Consider the following 14,766-nt stretch of genomic DNA (forward strand, 5'->3'; position numbering starts at 1 on the left):
GGACGAGATTGTGAACAACATCGACAAGCTCGCGGAACTGGGCACCTCTACCTGGCTCGATGATCTCTCGCGCCAGCGGCTGACCTCCGGCAACCTCAAAGAGGTCATTGACTCCAAGAGCATCGTGGGTGTCACCACCAACCCGGCCATCTTTGCCAAGGCGATGAGCGAGGGCGACGCTTACGACGCGGACATTGCTGACCTCAAGGCCGCCGCTGCCACCGTCGACGACGCGGTCTATTCGTTGGCCGTCCAGGACGTCCGCGAAGCCTGTGACGTCTTCGCCGACATTTACGCGCAGTCGGGTGGCCGCGACGGTCGCGTGTCCATCGAGGTGGATCCACGCGTCTCCGCGGACTACGAGGCGACCATCTCCCAGGCGCGCGAGCTGTGGGGCAAGGTGGAACGCCCCAACCTCATGATCAAGATCCCGGCGACGGACGAGTCGCTGCCCGCGGTCACAGACGCGCTGGCAGAGGGCATTTCCGTCAACGTCACCCTTATCTTCTCGGTCGAGCGGTACCGCCAGGTCATCGACGCTTTCAAGAAGGGCGTGCAGAAGGCGGCAGATAACGGCCGCGATGTCAGCCGCATCCACTCGGTCGCGTCGTTCTTCGTCTCCCGCCTGGACACCGAGGTGGACAAGCGCCTCGATGCCATCGGCACGCCAGAGGCGCTGGAGCTCAAGGGCACCGCGGGCGTGGCCAACGCGCAGCGCGCGTACGCGGTCTACCGCGCGGAGTTTGCCGAAGCCACCGATCTCCCCGCCGGCACGAACCCGCAGCGCCCGCTGTGGGCCTCGACCGGAGTGAAGAATCCGGAGTACCCGGCCACCAAGTACGTCACCGAGCTCGCTGGCCCCGACACGGTCAACACGATGCCGGAGGGCACCATCGATGCGGTATTGGCCGCAGACGACCTGCACGGCGACACGCTTTCGGAGTCCGGGGAGAAGGCCGAGGAGGCGTTCCGGAAGCTGGCGGAAGTCGGCATCGATTTCGCCGACGTCTTCGCCGTGCTCGAGCAAGAGGGCGTGGACAAGTTCGTTACCGCGTGGAGCGACCTATTGCAGTCCATGGCCAAGCGGCTTTAGTTTCTAGTGGCTCTAGGTTTTAAAAGCTCTAGGTTCTAGCCGCGTGCCTACGGGCAGTACACTAACGCCCGCAGGTTTTCACACACACTCTTATCCTTACTTCTGCGCCGAAAGGAATGAAGCACGTGACCGAGTCCGGATCCGGCAAATGGGTCAACCCGCTGCGCGACGACACTGACAAGAGGCTGCCCCGCATTGCTGGACCGTCCGGCCTGGTCATTTTCGGCGTCACGGGAGATCTGGCCCGCAAAAAACTCCTGCCGGCCATCTACGATCTGGCCAATCGCGGGCTGCTGCCGGCAGGCTTCACCCTGGTAGGCTACGGCCGCCGCGACTGGAGCAAGCAGGAATTTTGCGATTACGTGCAAAAGGCGGTGCGGGAAAAGTCGCGCACCGAGTTCCGCCAACACGTGTGGGACCACCTGGCGCAGGGCATCGAATTCGTCTCCGGCTCCTTCGACGATGCCGGGTTCGATTCGCTGGCCAGCCGCCTGCGCGAGTTGGACGCCGCCCGCGGCACCGGCGGGAACTGGGCGTACTACCTGTCCATCCCGCCGCAGTTTTTCTCCACCGTGTGCCACCAGCTGCAGCGCGTCGGCCTCACCTACAGCGAAGAAGATTCGTGGCGGCGCGTCATCATCGAAAAGCCCTTTGGCCACGACCAGAAATCGGCGCGTGAACTCAACGAGATCGTCAACGCCGTTTTCCCGGAAAGCTCCGTCTTTCGCATCGACCACTACCTGGGCAAAGAGACGGTGCAAAACATTATGGCGCTGCGCTTTGCCAACCAGATCTTCGAGCCGATGTGGAACGGCCACTACATCGACCACGTGCAGATCACCATGGCCGAGGACATCGGCTTGGGCGGGCGCGCCGGTTACTACGACGGCATCGGTGCCGCCCGCGACGTGATCCAAAACCACCTGCTGCAGCTGCTGGCGCTCGTGGCCATGGAAGAGCCAGTCTCTTTCGAACCATCCGCCCTGCAGGCAGAGAAGATCAAGGTGCTGCGGGCCACCCACCCGGTGCACCCGCTGAACAAGACCACCGCCCGCGGCCAGTACGCGGCGGGCTGGCAGGGCTCGGAGTACGTCAAGGGCCTACGGGAAGAAGAGGGCTTCGACCCCGAATCGACCACGGAGACCTACGCCGCGTGCACCCTGGAAATCAACTCGCGGCGCTGGGGCGGCGTGCCGTTCTACCTGCGCACCGGCAAACGCCTCGGCCGGCGCGTGACCGAGATTGCCCTGGTGTTCAAGGAAGCGCCACACCAGCCCTTCCACGCCGGGCAGATTTCCGCGCTGGGACAAAACGCGGTGGTCATTCGCGTGCAGCCCGATGAGGGCGTGACCATGCGTTTTGGCTCCAAGGTCCCGGGCTCCGAGATGGAGGTCCGCGACGTCAACATGGACTTCGCCTACACCCAGGCTTTCACCGAGGAATCCCCCGAGGCTTACGAGCGCCTCATCCTGGATGCCCTGCTCGACCAGTCCTCCCTCTTTCCCACCAATGAGGAGGTGGAGCTGTCCTGGGCCATCCTGGATCCGATCCTGGAGTACTGGGCCAGCGGCGGCACGCCGGAGGACTACCCGGCCGGTACCTGGGGCCCGCCGGCTGCTGATCAGATGCTGGAGCGCCACGGCCGCGCCTGGCGCCGCCCCTAGGCACGCACACCCAGATACACCTTCGAGGAGAAACGCGCTTTCACGATGATTATCCCGCTGCCCGACACCACCACGCGCCAGATCCTTTCCACGCTCCTGGATGCCCAGGAGCACTACACGCTGACCACCGGCAGGGTGCTCACCCTCATTGTGTCCGCGGCGGAGGAAGACAACGTCGACGCGATTCTCTCCGCCGTCCGCGACGCCTCGCACGAGCACCCGTCCCGCGTCCTGATGGTCATCTCCGGTGACACGGAGGCCCCGACCGGGCTGGATGCGGAACTGCGCGTCGGCGGCGAGGCCGGTGCCTCCGAGATGGTGGTGATGCGCCTGCACGGCGCGCTTGCCGATGAAGCCGAGGCCGTCGTCACCCCTCTCCTTCTGCCCGACACCCCGATCGTGGCGTGGTGGCCGGCGCGCACGCCGGAGTCCCCAGCCGACGACCCGATCGGGTCTATCGCCCAGCGCCGGATTACGGATACCTCCCGCCTGCACGCCAGCCGCGACGAGGTGCGCACCGCGCTATCCACGCTGCGCACCGGTTACACGCCGGGTGATTCGGACATGGTCTGGGCGGGGCTTACTCTCTGGCGCGGCATCGTCGCTTCCGCCTTGGACCGCCAGCCGTTCGAGCCCATCGAGTCCGTGGACGTGTCCGGCCCGGCCACCAGCGCGGCCCCCGACATCGCGGCGGGGTGGCTGGCGGATCGCCTCGGGGTGGCAGTTCGCCGCACCATCGATGACGACGACAACCCGGAGTGGTTCCCGGTCCGCAGGATTAAGTTCCACCGCCGCAACAACCCGGTGACCGTCGAGGTCCACGACGCCCACACGGTGCGCGTGGCCATGCCGGGCTCACCCGAGTGGTTCGTGGCCATGTCGCGCCGCTCGGTAGCCGAGGTCCTCTCCGAAGAGCTGCGCCACCTCGAGGCGGACACCCCGTACGCGAAGGCGCTGCGCGCGCTGACCCGCGTCAACTACTGCTAGCGGCACGACGGTTAATTTCGGACCCGAGGAACACTTCAGCCGACGACTAAGGAGCATCCGCGACACCATGCTGCGCATCGAACGAGTAGACACCAAAGACGATCTGTTGGCCCGCGCCGCGCGCGACGTCCTTAAACTTCTGGCGGACATTCAGGCCACCCACGCCGGCGTGCACGGCGATGGCGTTCCCCGCCTCGTGTTGACCGGCGGCGGCGCGGGCATCGGCACGCTGGGGCAGATCCGCCAGCAGGTCGAGGCCGCGACCGCCCCGGCCGTGGACTGGCAGCGCGTGCACATCTTTTTCGGCGACGAACGCAACCTGGATGTCGCCGATCCCGAATCCAACGAGGGACAGGCCCGCCGTGCGCTTCTCGATGCCGTCGGCGTGCCGGACGACCACATCCACGGCTGCGCGGTGCCGACTGACGATGTCTCCGCGGCTGCCGCCGAATACGAGAAAGTCATTGCCGCGCATGCGCCGGAAGGCTTCGACCTGCACCTGCTCGGCATGGGGCCGGAGGGCCACATCAACTCGCTGTTCCCGCACACCGCGGCGGTGGCGGAAAAGGAGCGGCTAGTTATCGGAGTGACCGTTTCGCCGAAGCCGCCGGCCGAGCGCGTCTCGCTCACCCTCCCCGCCATCGGGCGCGCCGCCCAGGCGTGGCACCTGGTCACCGGTGCAGAAAAAGCCGAGGCGGCCCAGCAGGTGGTGGCCGGCGCGTCTGCCGATGACTGGCCGGCCGCCGGAGTCCCCCGCGTCACCAACGCCGTGTTGTACGTCTCGGCCGACGCCGCACCTCAAGCGCAGAGCTAAGGAAGCATCAAGACTTACGAAAAATCCCGCGGGCTGTGCTTGCTGTTCGGGCACACCCCGCGGGATTTTTCGCGTCTAGGAAGTCTTTCTAGACGCGAGGCTGGCTAAGCCGCGTACGCCTGGATGAGGTTGAGGCCGATGATGGCGGCGAGCCAGATGATGACGAGGACGACGGTGATGCGGTCCAGGTTGCGGGTCGCCGTGGTGGAACCGGACAGGTTCGACTGCACTCCGCCGCCGAACAGGCTGGACAGGCCGCCGCCTTTACCCTTGTGGAAGAGAATAGCCACGGTCATCAGAATCGAGACGATGACCAGGATAATCTGCAAGGTCAGAGCCATGAACTTTCCTTTGGGTCGGGGTATCGGAGCGCTCGGTGCAAGCGGCGCTGGTCTGCCCCAGCGACGCAACTACTCCGCATACTGTACACCACGCGCTCACCCCACCCGTAAGTCGGCGCGGGGTGAAAATGACGCGGGCGTAATTAGTGCCTGGTTGTTAACGACGCGTTGCCAGGGCCGCATTCGCGGCGAGTTTGGCGAAGTCCTCGCCCACCAGCGAGGCGCCGCCCACTAGCCCGCCGTCGACGTCCGGTTGGGAGACGATGTCCGCGACGGAATCAACCTTGACGGAGCCGCCGTAGAGGATGCGGGTTTCTTCTGCCGTATCTTCTCCGGCAAGATCCGCCATCGCTTTCCGGATAGCCGAACACACTTCTTGGGCGTCGCTCGGCTCCGCCACCTTGCCGGTACCAATCGCCCACACCGGCTCGTAGGCGATGACCACCTGGGCCAGCTGCGCGGTATCGAGCCCGGCCAGCGACTCGCGGACCTGGGTGACCACGTAGTCCACGTGGTCACCGGCCTCGCGCACGTCCAGCGGCTCGCCCACGCACACGATGGGCCGGATGCCGTTGTCGATGGCCGCCTTCGCCTTCTGCGCGACCACCTCGTTGGTCTCACCGTGGTACTCACGGCGCTCGGAGTGGCCGACGGCGACCCACGTGCAGCCCAGCTTCGCCAGCATGGCGCCGGATACCTCGCCGGTGTACGCCCCAGACTCGTGGGCGGAGACGTCCTGCGCGCCGTAGGTGATCTTCAGCTTGTCGCCATCGACAAGCGTCTGCACGGTGCGGATGTCCGTGAACGGCACCAGGAACGCGACGTCGACGTCCTCGTAGTATTCCTTGGGCAGGGCGAAGGTGAACTTCTGCACCGAGCCGATGGCTTCGATGTGGTTGAGGTTCATCTTCCAGTTGCCGGCGATAAGCGGTGTGCGAGCCATATGGATAAACAGCCCTTTCTTGAAACTGGGTAAGCGGGGGTGAGACTGTGCGGGAGGTGAGCTCAGGCGACGAGCGCGCTAGGCCTGCAGGACGGATACGCCCGGCAGGTCCTTGCCCTCGACGAATTCGAGGGAGGCGCCGCCGCCGGTGGAGATGTGGCTAAAGCCGTCCTCCGGCAGACCCAAAGTGCGCACCGCCGCGGCGGAGTCGCCACCGCCGACGACGGTGAACGCGCCATTCTTGGTGGCCTCCGCGATGGCCTCGGCCACCGCCTTGGTGCCGCCGGCGAAGGCCTCCATCTCGAACACGCCCATCGGGCCGTTCCAGAACACGGTCTTGGAGGAGGTGATGATCTCACCGAACTTCTCGGCGGCCTTCGGTCCGATGTCGAGGGACATCCAGCCCTCCGGGATGCCGTCGAGCTCTACGACCTTGGACTCGGCGTCGGCCTTGAACTCGGTCGCAGCGACCAAGTCTGCCGGCAGGACGATCTTGTCACCGAAGCGCTCCAACAGGTCCTTGCAGTTGTCGATCTGCTCTTCTTCCAGCAGGGAGTTCTGCACGTTATAGCCCTGGGCGGCCAACAGGGTGTAGCACATGCCGCCGCCGATGAGGATGTGGTCGGCCTTCCCGGCGAGCGCCTCGATAACGCCCAGCTTGTCGGAGACCTTTGCACCACCCAACACCACGGTGTACGGGCTCTCCGGGTTCTCCGCGACGGCCGCGAGCTTAGACAGCTCCTCTTCGACCAACTTGCCGGCGTACGCCGGCAGGATCTCCGCGACGTCGAAGACGGACGCCTGCGAACGGTGCACCACGCCAAAGCCGTCGGAGACAAACGCGCCCTTGTCCGCAGCCAGGCCGGCCAATTCCTTGGCCAGCGCCGCGCGCTCGGAGGCATCCTTGGACTTCTCGCGGGCATCAAAACGCACGTTTTCTAGCAACATGACCTCGCCGGCGCCGAGCTTTTCGGCACGGGCGTGGGCGTCCTCCCCCACGACATCGGCGGCGAGCCCAACTTCCTGGCCGAGCTCTACCGACAGCGCGCGGGCAACCGGCGCGAGCGAGAACTTCGGATCCGGCTCCCCCTCCGGGCGGCCCAGGTGAGCGGACAGGATTACCTTCGCACCGCCCTCGACGAGGGCCTTGATGGTGGGCAGGGACGCGGTGATGCGGCCGGCATCGGTAATCTGCCCGTCCTCATCCAGCGGGACGTTGAAGTCCGAGCGGACGAGGACGTGGCGGCCCTCCACACCTTCAGCCAAGAGTTCATCGACGGACCGGAAAGCCATAGTTTCTCCTTTAATGGGTCGAAATTAAAGTACCGAGTTCACTGAAAAAGAATACCGGTCCGCGGGCGGGCCTTTTCGGCCTATCCGCGAACCGGCAGTGTGAATTAACGCAACTTACAGAGCGGCGCCGACCTGCTCGGTCAGACGCAGCAGCTGGCAGGTGTAGCCCCACTCGTTGTCGTACCAGCCGAGCACCTTCACCAGGTTGCCGTTGGACACCTTGGTCATGCCTGCATCGAAAATGCAGCCGTGCGGGTCGGTCACGATGTCGGTGGAGACCAGCGGATCCTCCGAGTATTCGAGAATCTCGCCGAACTCACCGGTCGCGGCCTCCTTCACGGCGGCGTTGATCTCCTCGACGGTCACGTCACGGGACGCGGTGAACGTCAAATCGGTGGCGGATCCGGTAACCACCGGTACGCGTATGGCAAAGCCGTCGAGCTTGCCTTCCAGCTCCGGCAGGACCAGCGAGACCGCCTTGGCCGCGCCGGTCGACGTCGGAACCATGTTGATGGCGGCGGCCCGGGCACGGCGCGGGTCCTTGTGCGGCGCATCCTGCAGGCGCTGATCGCCGGTGTAGGCGTGAATGGTGGTCATCAGGCCCTTTTCGATGCCGAACTTCTCGTGCAAGACCTTGGCCATCGGCGCGAGGCAGTTCGTGGTGCACGACGCCGCGGAGATGATGTGGTGGTTCTGCGGATCGTAGTCGTCGGAGTTGACGCCGTAGACGAACGTGCCGTCCACGTTCTTACCGGGCGCGGAGATGATGACCTTCTTGGCGCCGTTGTCGATGTGGACGTGGGCCTTCTGCGCGTCGCGGAAGATACCGGTGGACTCGATGACGATGTCGACATCGTGCTCGCCCCACGGGATGTTGTGCGGGTCCTTTTCGGCGAAGGCGGCGATGCGGTGGCCGTCGACCGTGATGGATTCATCGTCGTGCTCGATTTCTCCGTCGAACCTGCCCAGCACGGAGTCGAACTTCAACAGATTGACCAGGTGCTCGTTGTCGGTCAGGTCGTTGATGGCCACGACCTCGAGGTCGGAATCGCCCTGGGCGATTGCTCGGAAGAAACACCGGCCAATGCGGCCGAAACCATTAATGCCAACGCGGGTAGTCACGTGAAATCGCTCCTCAGAGACGAGAGAAAGACAAGATTTTTAAGTGGGAATGAACTGCTCCCTCGTGCGCCGATGTTACCGGCGAAAAATCCCGTCTGCACCGCAAATTCGCGGATTTCCCCAGTATGCGCACCGAGTCCACACCTGGAGGAAGCGGGCTGCCCGTTTGCCCGATAGTGCGGGGGTAAAGCGGGCCCCGGAGGCGGGCAGCCGCGGGGGCAGACAGCCCGAGGCGGGCGGGCGGGCGCCCTGCGCGCCCGCCCGCTAGTCGAAGATCTCGTCGTTGACGGACTCGTTGGTGTCCGGAATGCCGAGTTCTTCGGCGCGCTTATCGGCCATGGACAACAGGCGCCGGATGCGCCCGGCCACCGCGTCCTTAGTCATCGGCGGATCCGCCAGGCGTCCGAGTTCTTCGAGCGATGCTTGGCGATGTTGAATGCGCAGGTGCCCGGCGTCCGCCAGGTGCTCCGGTACCTCGTCACCAAGGATGGCGATGGCACGTTCCACGCGCGCGGCAGCGGTCACGGCCGCCCGTGCCGAGCGCCGCAGGTTCGCGTCGTCGAAGTTGGCCAGCCGGTTCTGCGTCACGCGCGCTTCCCGGCGGCGGCGCTTTTCTTCCCACTCGAGTCGGCTGCGCTGCGCGCCCAGGCGGGTAAGCAGGGCGCCAATGGCGTCGCCGTCGCGGACAACGACGCGGTCGCTGCCCCGGGTCTCCTTCGTCTTCGTGGGCACATTGAGGCGGCGCGCGCACCCCACCAAAGCGAGTGCCGCCTCCGGGCACGGGCACGCGACCTCGAGGGCCGAGGAACGGCCGGGTTCGGTCAGCGATCCGCGCGCGAGAAAAGCGCCACGCCACGCCGCCTCGTTATCCGTCACCCCGCCGGAGATGACGTGCGGGGGAAGCCCCACCACCGCGTGTCCCGAGCGGGTGACCAACCCGAGCCGCCTAATCAGCTCGCGGGCCCGCTCCGGCACGTGGACGCGGATCGACTGGTTCTTCGCTATCGCAGACGTCCGCCCGTCGGTTCCCACGCCCTGGCGCGTGCTGGCGGTGTGCCCGCCGTGGATGTCGAGGATCTGCGCGCGGATCCCGAACAGGGCGTCAATCTCGCGCACCACTCGGGCGGCCACCTCTTCCGAGTCGAGGTAGACGTCGTAGGCCACGTCATCGGCGCTGATCCCGGCGGCCGGCCCGTAACCGGGGACGGTTACCTCGCCGGCAAAACGCAACACCGCGGTCAGCTCCGCCGCACGGGCCGACTGACGCGTGATGGACGTCGCGGCGAGCTCCTGCTTCACCTTGTCAGTCAGAGTCTCCGTCACACTAACGCTCCCGCCTATTGATCGATTACGCGCTCAAAGTCTAGTCGGCAGCCACTCGGTCGCTGCCGCCGATAGGGGGTTACTGACGGCCGCGCCGATACAGCGACAACAGCTCGCCAGCGAGCGCCTGCGGATCGTGTCGCGCGCCCTCGGCGGCCACGTCGGCGAAGACGACCTCCGCGTTAAACGTCTCCGCCGCCCGCTTGAGGTAATCGCGCTCGCTTTCGTTACGCAGGGCGCCGGCGTCGGCAATGATGTAGTCGACCTCCAGGCCGGGTGCGTGCTGCGCGAGCACGTGGAGGTGGCGCTCCATCGAAAAGCCGTGCGTCTCCCCCGGCTCGGCAGTGAGGTTGAGTACGACTACGCGCAGGGCGTTGGATTCGTTGATCGCCTGCACGACGTCGGGGACGAGCACGTGTGGCAACACGGAAGAAAACCACGAGCCGGGCCCCAGCGTGATGAGGTCGGCCTCACAGATGCCATCGAGGGCCAGCTGGTTCGCCGGCGGATCCTCCGGGATGATGCGCACGCGGCGCACCTGCCCCGGAGTGGAGGCCACGGCCACCTGGCCGCGGACTGCCCGCATGACCCGCGGGTCATCGTCAAGACCGGCGACCTCCGCCTCGATCTCCAGCGGCTGGTTGACCACCGGAACCACCCGGCCATGCGACTTGGTCAGCTCCGCAATCTTGTCCAACGCCGCCTGGTAGTCCCCCAACACCTCATTGAGCCCGGCGATGATCAGGTTGCCCACGGCGTGGCCGGCCAAGGCGCCGTTGCCGCCGAAGCGGTGCTGAAGCGTACGCGCCCAGAGCGTGTCGTCCACGTCGCCGTCGGACAGCGCCGCCAAGGCCATGCGCAAATCTCCCGGCGGGATGATCTTCAGCTCGCGGCGCAGGCGGCCGGACGAACCGCCATCATCCGCCACGGTCACGATCGCAGTAATCGACTCGGCTTCGCATTCGCGGGCAGCCAAAAGGGTTTGGTAAAGACCGTGGCCGCCGCCCAAGCAAGCCATGTGCTGCGGATGCGTCATAGTGTGCGAAAAACTCCCTCTACAACTCAGTGCGGTATCGCAAAAACTGCGGCGACGAATTAGAAACGATCGAAGTCGCGGTGGAGGACGCTGATGTCCAGCCCGCCGCGTTCCCGCAGGCGCCGGCCCAGTTCCTCCGCTACGGCGACGGAGCGGTGGTGGCCACCGGTGCACCCCACGCCGACGGTGATGAAGTCTTTCCCTTCATGCCGGTAGCCGGCGAGCATCGACTCGAACATGTCGAGGAAGCGGCGCACGAATTCCTGGGCCGGTGGTTGCTCCAAAACGTAGTCCGCAACCGCCTTGTCGGTGCCACGAAACGCCCGCAACTCCGGAATCCAGTACGGGTTTGGCAGGAAACGGACATCGACTACCAAGTCCGCATCCCGCGGCGACCCGTGCTTAAAGCCGAAGGATTCGATGGTCACGTGCGGCACCGCCGCGGCCTGGGAGCCGAGCGAGGCCTCAATGGCGCGCCGCAAATCGTGCACCGACAGGTTGGTCGAATCCACGATGACGTCCGCCTTCGCGCGCAGACTGGCCACCGCTTCGCGCTCGCGCTGCAGACCGTGCTTGAGCGTGTCACCCTCCTGCAGCGGGTGGGTGCGCCGCACCGAGTCGAAGCGGCGGATGAGCACGTCATCACGGGCGTCCATGAACAACACGATGGGCGCCATCCCCCGCTGCGTGAGCTGATCCAGCGTGTCCGCGAGCGAGCCGGGGAACATGCGCGTGCGCACATCGGCCACGAACGCCACCTTGTCCACCGGCGAATCGCTGCGAGCACACAGCTCACACAGTTCCACGATGAGCTGCGGCGGCAGGTTCTGCGCGACGTAATAGCCTTTATCCTCTAAGACTTTGGCCGCCGAGCTTAACCCGCCGCCGGACATTCCAGTGATGAGAACCGGAGGGGACGCTAACTGGGTCATGGGCACATATTGTATCTACGCCCACCCCTTCGCGCGGCGGGAACTGGTCGCAGATGCCGGGAAAGTGCGGACTACGACGCCGAGTCGTGCAGGTGCTCGTAGACGCTCGCGGCGAGCTTCGGGCCGAAGCCTTTGACCTCCGCGATGTCGTCCACACTCGCCGCCTTGAGCTTTTTCACCGATCCGAAGTGCTTGACCAAGTCGGTGCGCCGCGCCGGGCCTAGCCCGGGCACGCTGTCGAGCACCGACGAGCGCATGCGCTTGGAGCGCTGCTGGCGGTGGTAATTGATGGCGAAACGGTGGGCCTCGTCGCGGATTTGCTGCAGGAGGTACAGAGCCTGCGAGTTGCGGGGCAGGATGACCGGCTCGTCGTCGCCGGGGACCCAGATCTCCTCCAGGCGCTTGGCCAGGCCGACCAGCGTGACATCGACAATGCCCAGCTCGTCGAAGACCTGCTGCGCCGCCGCCACCTGGGGCGCGCCGCCATCGACGATAAACAGCTGCGGTGGGTAGGCGAAACGCCCACGGCCGGCCTCGGCGGACTCTTCTTCCACCTGCTCGTCCGAGAACGTGGACTCCTCGGCTTCCTCGTCGGGGTTGGCCAGCTTGTCGTGGATGTGCCGCTTGAACCGGCGGCGGGTGACCTCCGCAATCGAGCCGACGTCGTCGGAGTGTCCATCGCCGGCGGCCTCCTTGATGCGGTAGCGCCGGTAGTCGGACTTTTTGGGCAGCCCGTCCTCGAAGACCACGAGGGAGGCGACGACGTCGGTGCCCTGGATGTGTGAGATGTCGGTGCACTCGATGCGCAGCGGCGCCGACTCCATGCCGAGCGCGTCCTGGATATCCTGCAAGGCCGCAGACCGTGCAGTGAGATCCCCCACGCGCTTGAGCTTGCGCTGGCGCAGCGCGTCCTTGGCGTTGCGGCGCACGTTGTCCATCATCGCGCGCTTGTCACCACGCTGCGGCACCCGCAAATCCACCTGCGCGCCGCGCAGCTCGGACAGCACGCTGCGGACTTCTTCGGCTTCGGCGGGCATGTCTTGCACCAGGATTTCCCGGGGGATGACCTTTGCCTGCCGCTGGTTGTAGTGCGATTCCTGGTCCACGCCGCGGCGCTTGACGTCGGCTAGAATAGCCGCGTCTTCGGCGGCCTCTTGGCGCTCGCGCTCGACGGCATCGTAATAGAACTGGACGAGGAAGTTCTGCATCAGCGCCGGCAGCGCCGGGTCCGGTTCGCGTTCCTCGATGCGCTCCGAGGTGGCCTGGTCGCCGGCCTTTTCCACGACCCAGCCGCGCTGGCCGCGAATGCGCCCGTCGCGCACGTGGAAGATCTGCACCGCTGCCTCCAGCTCGTCGGTGTAAAACGCGATGAGATCGGCATCAGTTCCGTCGGAAAAGACCACCGCCTGCTGCTCCATCAGCTTGTCGATGGCCCCGAGGTCATCGCGCAGCCGCGCCGCCCGTTCGAAGTCCAGATTCTCCGAGGCGTCCTGCATCTCCTTTTTCAGCTGCCGCCGCACGCCGGTGGTGTTGCCGTTCATAAACGACACGAGCTGGTTGACCGTCTCGCGGTGTTCTTCCGCCGTCACCTTCCCGGTGCACGGCGCGCTGCACTTGCCGATGTAGCCCAGCAGGCACGGCCGGCCCAGCCGCTCGTGGCGGTTGTAAACCCCACGCGAGCACGTGCGCATGGGAAAGATGCGGGTGAGCAGATCCAGCGATTCGCGCACCGCCCACGCGTGCGAGTACGGGCCGAAGTAGCGCACGCCCTTGCGGCGCGGCCCGCGGTAGAAGAACGCGCGCGGGATGGGGTCTCCCACGGACACCGCGAGCATGGGGTAGGTCTTGTCGTCGCGGTACATGACGTTGAACCGCGGGTCGAAGCGCTTGATCCACGTGTACTCCAGCTGCAGCGCCTCGACCTCGCTGGCCACCACCGTCCACTCGACGTGGTTGGCGGTCAGCACCATCTGCCGGGTGCGCGGGTGCAGTTGCGTGATGTCCTGGAAGTAGTTGGACAGGCGCGCCCGTAGGTTTTTCGCCTTACCGACGTAGATAACCCGCCGGTTTTCGTCGCGGAACTTGTAAACGCCCGGCTCCGTGGGGATGGTCCCCGGCGCCGGGCGGTAGGTGGTCGGATCAGCCACTTAATCCTCCGGCATGTACTTCGCTTCAAGTGCGCGGAATGTCCGCACGTCGCGCATCGCGCGCTCGCGATCACCGGACTGCAGCGCCCACACGGGGACGAACTCGAATTCGGGGAGCTCCAGACGCGCCATGCGGTCGCCTTCCGGGAAGGACAGGCCGTAGATGACCTGCCACGGGTAGAAGCGGCTGCCGATGATGTTGCGCACCTCTACCCCGTCGGCATTCGCGCGCAGCCGCGGGCGGGTGAGGGCGAGCCACACCAGGATGGAGATGATCACGCCGACCAACGGGAACGACCACTTGTCGATGCCGGTGACTGCCGCACCAGTGAACTCGATGTCCAAGGTAAGACCCATAAACAGGTGGATGGGGATAATGATGCACACCGCGATGATGGCCAGGCGGCGCAGGAAGGCGGACTTCACCTCGATCTCCCACGGCTTGTCCGTGGTGACGGCGAAGGGATCGGCGCTGGTGTATTCCAGCAGCTCTTCTTCCGACAGCCGGTGCGTGTTGCCAGCGGCGTGTGCGTTGTCGGCGATGTCGTTCAACCCTAGTGCTCCTACAGTCCGCGGCGAGTTGCTAACTCGTTTAGTTTACGCATCTGCACCGCAGTGTCTAAAGCCGCGATGGCGGCTTCGGCGCCCTTGTCTTCCACCGCGCCTTCTCCCCCGGCCCGCTCCACGGCCTGCTGCTGGTTCTCCACGGTCAGCACGCCGTTGCCCACCGGGGTGGACTCGTCCAGGGCCACGCGGGTGAGCCCCTGGGTTACCGAATCGCAGACGTAGTCGAAGTGCGGGGTCCCGCCGCGGATGACGCAGCCGATGGCCACGACGGCATCAAAACGCCGGGCCGCGGCCTGCACCGCCACTGGCAGCTCCATCGCCCCGACGACGCGGATCTCATCGACCACCGCGCCGCAGCTTTCCGCCGCCGCGATGGCGCGCGCGTGCATGACGTCGCACACCTCCGCGTTCCACGTCGCGGAGATGACCGCCACGCTCAACCCGTGTGCATCTACTTTCTGGATGCTGGGCAGGCCTTCCTTGCTCATGCGTTTCCTCCCGGTG

General features: G+C 65.7%; 14 protein-coding genes. 4 read left to right on the forward strand and 10 right to left on the reverse strand.

Annotation, left to right across the window (positions count from 1 at the left end):
* Positions 1–10: 10 nt before the first annotated feature.
* From tal to pgl, 4 genes are all read left to right on the forward strand, one after another.
* Positions 11–1,093 (forward strand): transaldolase, encoded by a 1,083-nt coding sequence (gene tal, locus CMASS_RS05610; RefSeq protein ID WP_022862031.1) that lies wholly within the window; start codon positions 11–13, stop codon positions 1,091–1,093.
* Between the two features lie 125 nt (positions 1,094–1,218).
* On the forward strand, positions 1,219–2,757 hold the full coding sequence (gene zwf, locus CMASS_RS05615) for a glucose-6-phosphate dehydrogenase (RefSeq protein ID WP_022862032.1): 1,539 nt from the start codon (positions 1,219–1,221) through the stop codon (positions 2,755–2,757).
* A gap of 45 nt (positions 2,758–2,802) precedes the next feature.
* Positions 2,803–3,744 carry a glucose-6-phosphate dehydrogenase assembly protein OpcA gene (locus tag CMASS_RS05620; RefSeq protein ID WP_022862033.1) on the forward strand — a complete coding sequence of 314 codons (942 nt, stop codon included), beginning with the start codon at positions 2,803–2,805 and terminating at the stop codon, positions 3,742–3,744.
* A 67-nt stretch (positions 3,745–3,811) separates the two neighbouring features.
* The gene (pgl, locus tag CMASS_RS05625) at positions 3,812–4,558 is read left to right on the forward strand and encodes a 6-phosphogluconolactonase (protein WP_022862034.1); all 747 of its coding nucleotides are present in this window, start codon (positions 3,812–3,814) and stop codon (positions 4,556–4,558) included.
* A 104-nt stretch (positions 4,559–4,662) separates the two neighbouring features.
* On the opposite strand, the gene secG is transcribed toward pgl, so the two are convergent.
* The 10 genes from secG to ribH form a co-directional block, all read right to left on the reverse strand.
* Positions 4,663–4,899: a preprotein translocase subunit SecG gene (gene secG, locus CMASS_RS05630; protein ID WP_022862035.1), complete on the reverse strand. Its 237-nt coding sequence runs from the start codon at positions 4,897–4,899 to the stop codon at positions 4,663–4,665.
* Positions 4,900–5,056: 157 nt separating this feature from the next.
* Complete coding sequence (gene tpiA / locus CMASS_RS05635; protein ID WP_022862036.1) at positions 5,057–5,842, reverse strand: triose-phosphate isomerase; 786 nt, start codon at positions 5,840–5,842, stop codon at positions 5,057–5,059.
* A gap of 78 nt (positions 5,843–5,920) precedes the next feature.
* Positions 5,921–7,135, reverse strand: a complete 1,215-nt coding sequence (locus CMASS_RS05640) for a phosphoglycerate kinase (protein ID WP_027018460.1) — start codon at positions 7,133–7,135, stop codon at positions 5,921–5,923.
* Positions 7,136–7,249: 114 nt separating this feature from the next.
* Positions 7,250–8,257 carry a type I glyceraldehyde-3-phosphate dehydrogenase gene (gene gap / locus CMASS_RS05645; protein ID WP_022862040.1) on the reverse strand — a complete coding sequence of 336 codons (1,008 nt, stop codon included), beginning with the start codon at positions 8,255–8,257 and terminating at the stop codon, positions 7,250–7,252.
* A gap of 264 nt (positions 8,258–8,521) precedes the next feature.
* On the reverse strand, positions 8,522–9,580 hold the full coding sequence (gene whiA, locus CMASS_RS05650; RefSeq protein ID WP_022862041.1) for a DNA-binding protein WhiA: 1,059 nt from the start codon (positions 9,578–9,580) through the stop codon (positions 8,522–8,524).
* Between the two features lie 79 nt (positions 9,581–9,659).
* On the reverse strand, positions 9,660–10,616 hold the full coding sequence (locus CMASS_RS05655) for a gluconeogenesis factor YvcK family protein (protein WP_022862042.1): 957 nt from the start codon (positions 10,614–10,616) through the stop codon (positions 9,660–9,662).
* Positions 10,617–10,675: 59 nt separating this feature from the next.
* Entirely contained in the window at positions 10,676–11,548 is an 873-nt protein-coding gene (gene rapZ, locus CMASS_RS05660; protein WP_022862043.1) for an RNase adapter RapZ, read from the reverse strand.
* A gap of 71 nt (positions 11,549–11,619) precedes the next feature.
* Positions 11,620–13,695 carry an excinuclease ABC subunit UvrC gene (gene uvrC / locus CMASS_RS05665; RefSeq protein WP_022862044.1) on the reverse strand — a complete coding sequence of 692 codons (2,076 nt, stop codon included), beginning with the start codon at positions 13,693–13,695 and terminating at the stop codon, positions 11,620–11,622.
* On the reverse strand, positions 13,696–14,247 hold the full coding sequence (locus CMASS_RS05670; protein WP_022862045.1) for a PH domain-containing protein: 552 nt from the start codon (positions 14,245–14,247) through the stop codon (positions 13,696–13,698).
* A gap of 11 nt (positions 14,248–14,258) precedes the next feature.
* The gene (gene ribH / locus CMASS_RS05675) at positions 14,259–14,750 is read right to left on the reverse strand and encodes a 6,7-dimethyl-8-ribityllumazine synthase (RefSeq protein WP_022862046.1); all 492 of its coding nucleotides are present in this window, start codon (positions 14,748–14,750) and stop codon (positions 14,259–14,261) included.
* Between the last annotated feature and the right edge of the window lie 16 nt (positions 14,751–14,766).

The sequence above is a fragment of the Corynebacterium massiliense DSM 45435 genome (genome assembly GCF_028609805.1).
Taxonomy (GTDB): Bacteria; Actinomycetota; Actinomycetes; order Mycobacteriales; family Mycobacteriaceae; genus Corynebacterium; species Corynebacterium massiliense.

Excerpts from the sequence above, each read along its gene's own strand:
- CMASS_RS05620 (WP_022862033.1), top strand. The coding sequence starts at position 2,803 with ATGATTATCCCGCTGCCCGACACCACCACGCGCCAGATCCTTTCCACG.
- pgl (WP_022862034.1), top strand. The coding sequence starts at position 3,812 with ATGCTGCGCATCGAACGAGTAGACACCAAAGACGATCTGTTGGCCCGC.
- secG (WP_022862035.1), bottom strand. The coding sequence starts at position 4,899 with ATGGCTCTGACCTTGCAGATTATCCTGGTCATCGTCTCGATTCTGATG.
- tpiA (WP_022862036.1), bottom strand. The coding sequence starts at position 5,842 with ATGGCTCGCACACCGCTTATCGCCGGCAACTGGAAGATGAACCTCAAC.
- CMASS_RS05640 (WP_027018460.1), bottom strand. The coding sequence starts at position 7,135 with ATGGCTTTCCGGTCCGTCGATGAACTCTTGGCTGAAGGTGTGGAGGGC.
- CMASS_RS05655 (WP_022862042.1), bottom strand. The coding sequence starts at position 10,616 with ATGACGCATCCGCAGCACATGGCTTGCTTGGGCGGCGGCCACGGTCTT.
- rapZ (WP_022862043.1), bottom strand. The coding sequence starts at position 11,548 with ATGACCCAGTTAGCGTCCCCTCCGGTTCTCATCACTGGAATGTCCGGC.
- ribH (WP_022862046.1), bottom strand. The coding sequence starts at position 14,750 with ATGAGCAAGGAAGGCCTGCCCAGCATCCAGAAAGTAGATGCACACGGG.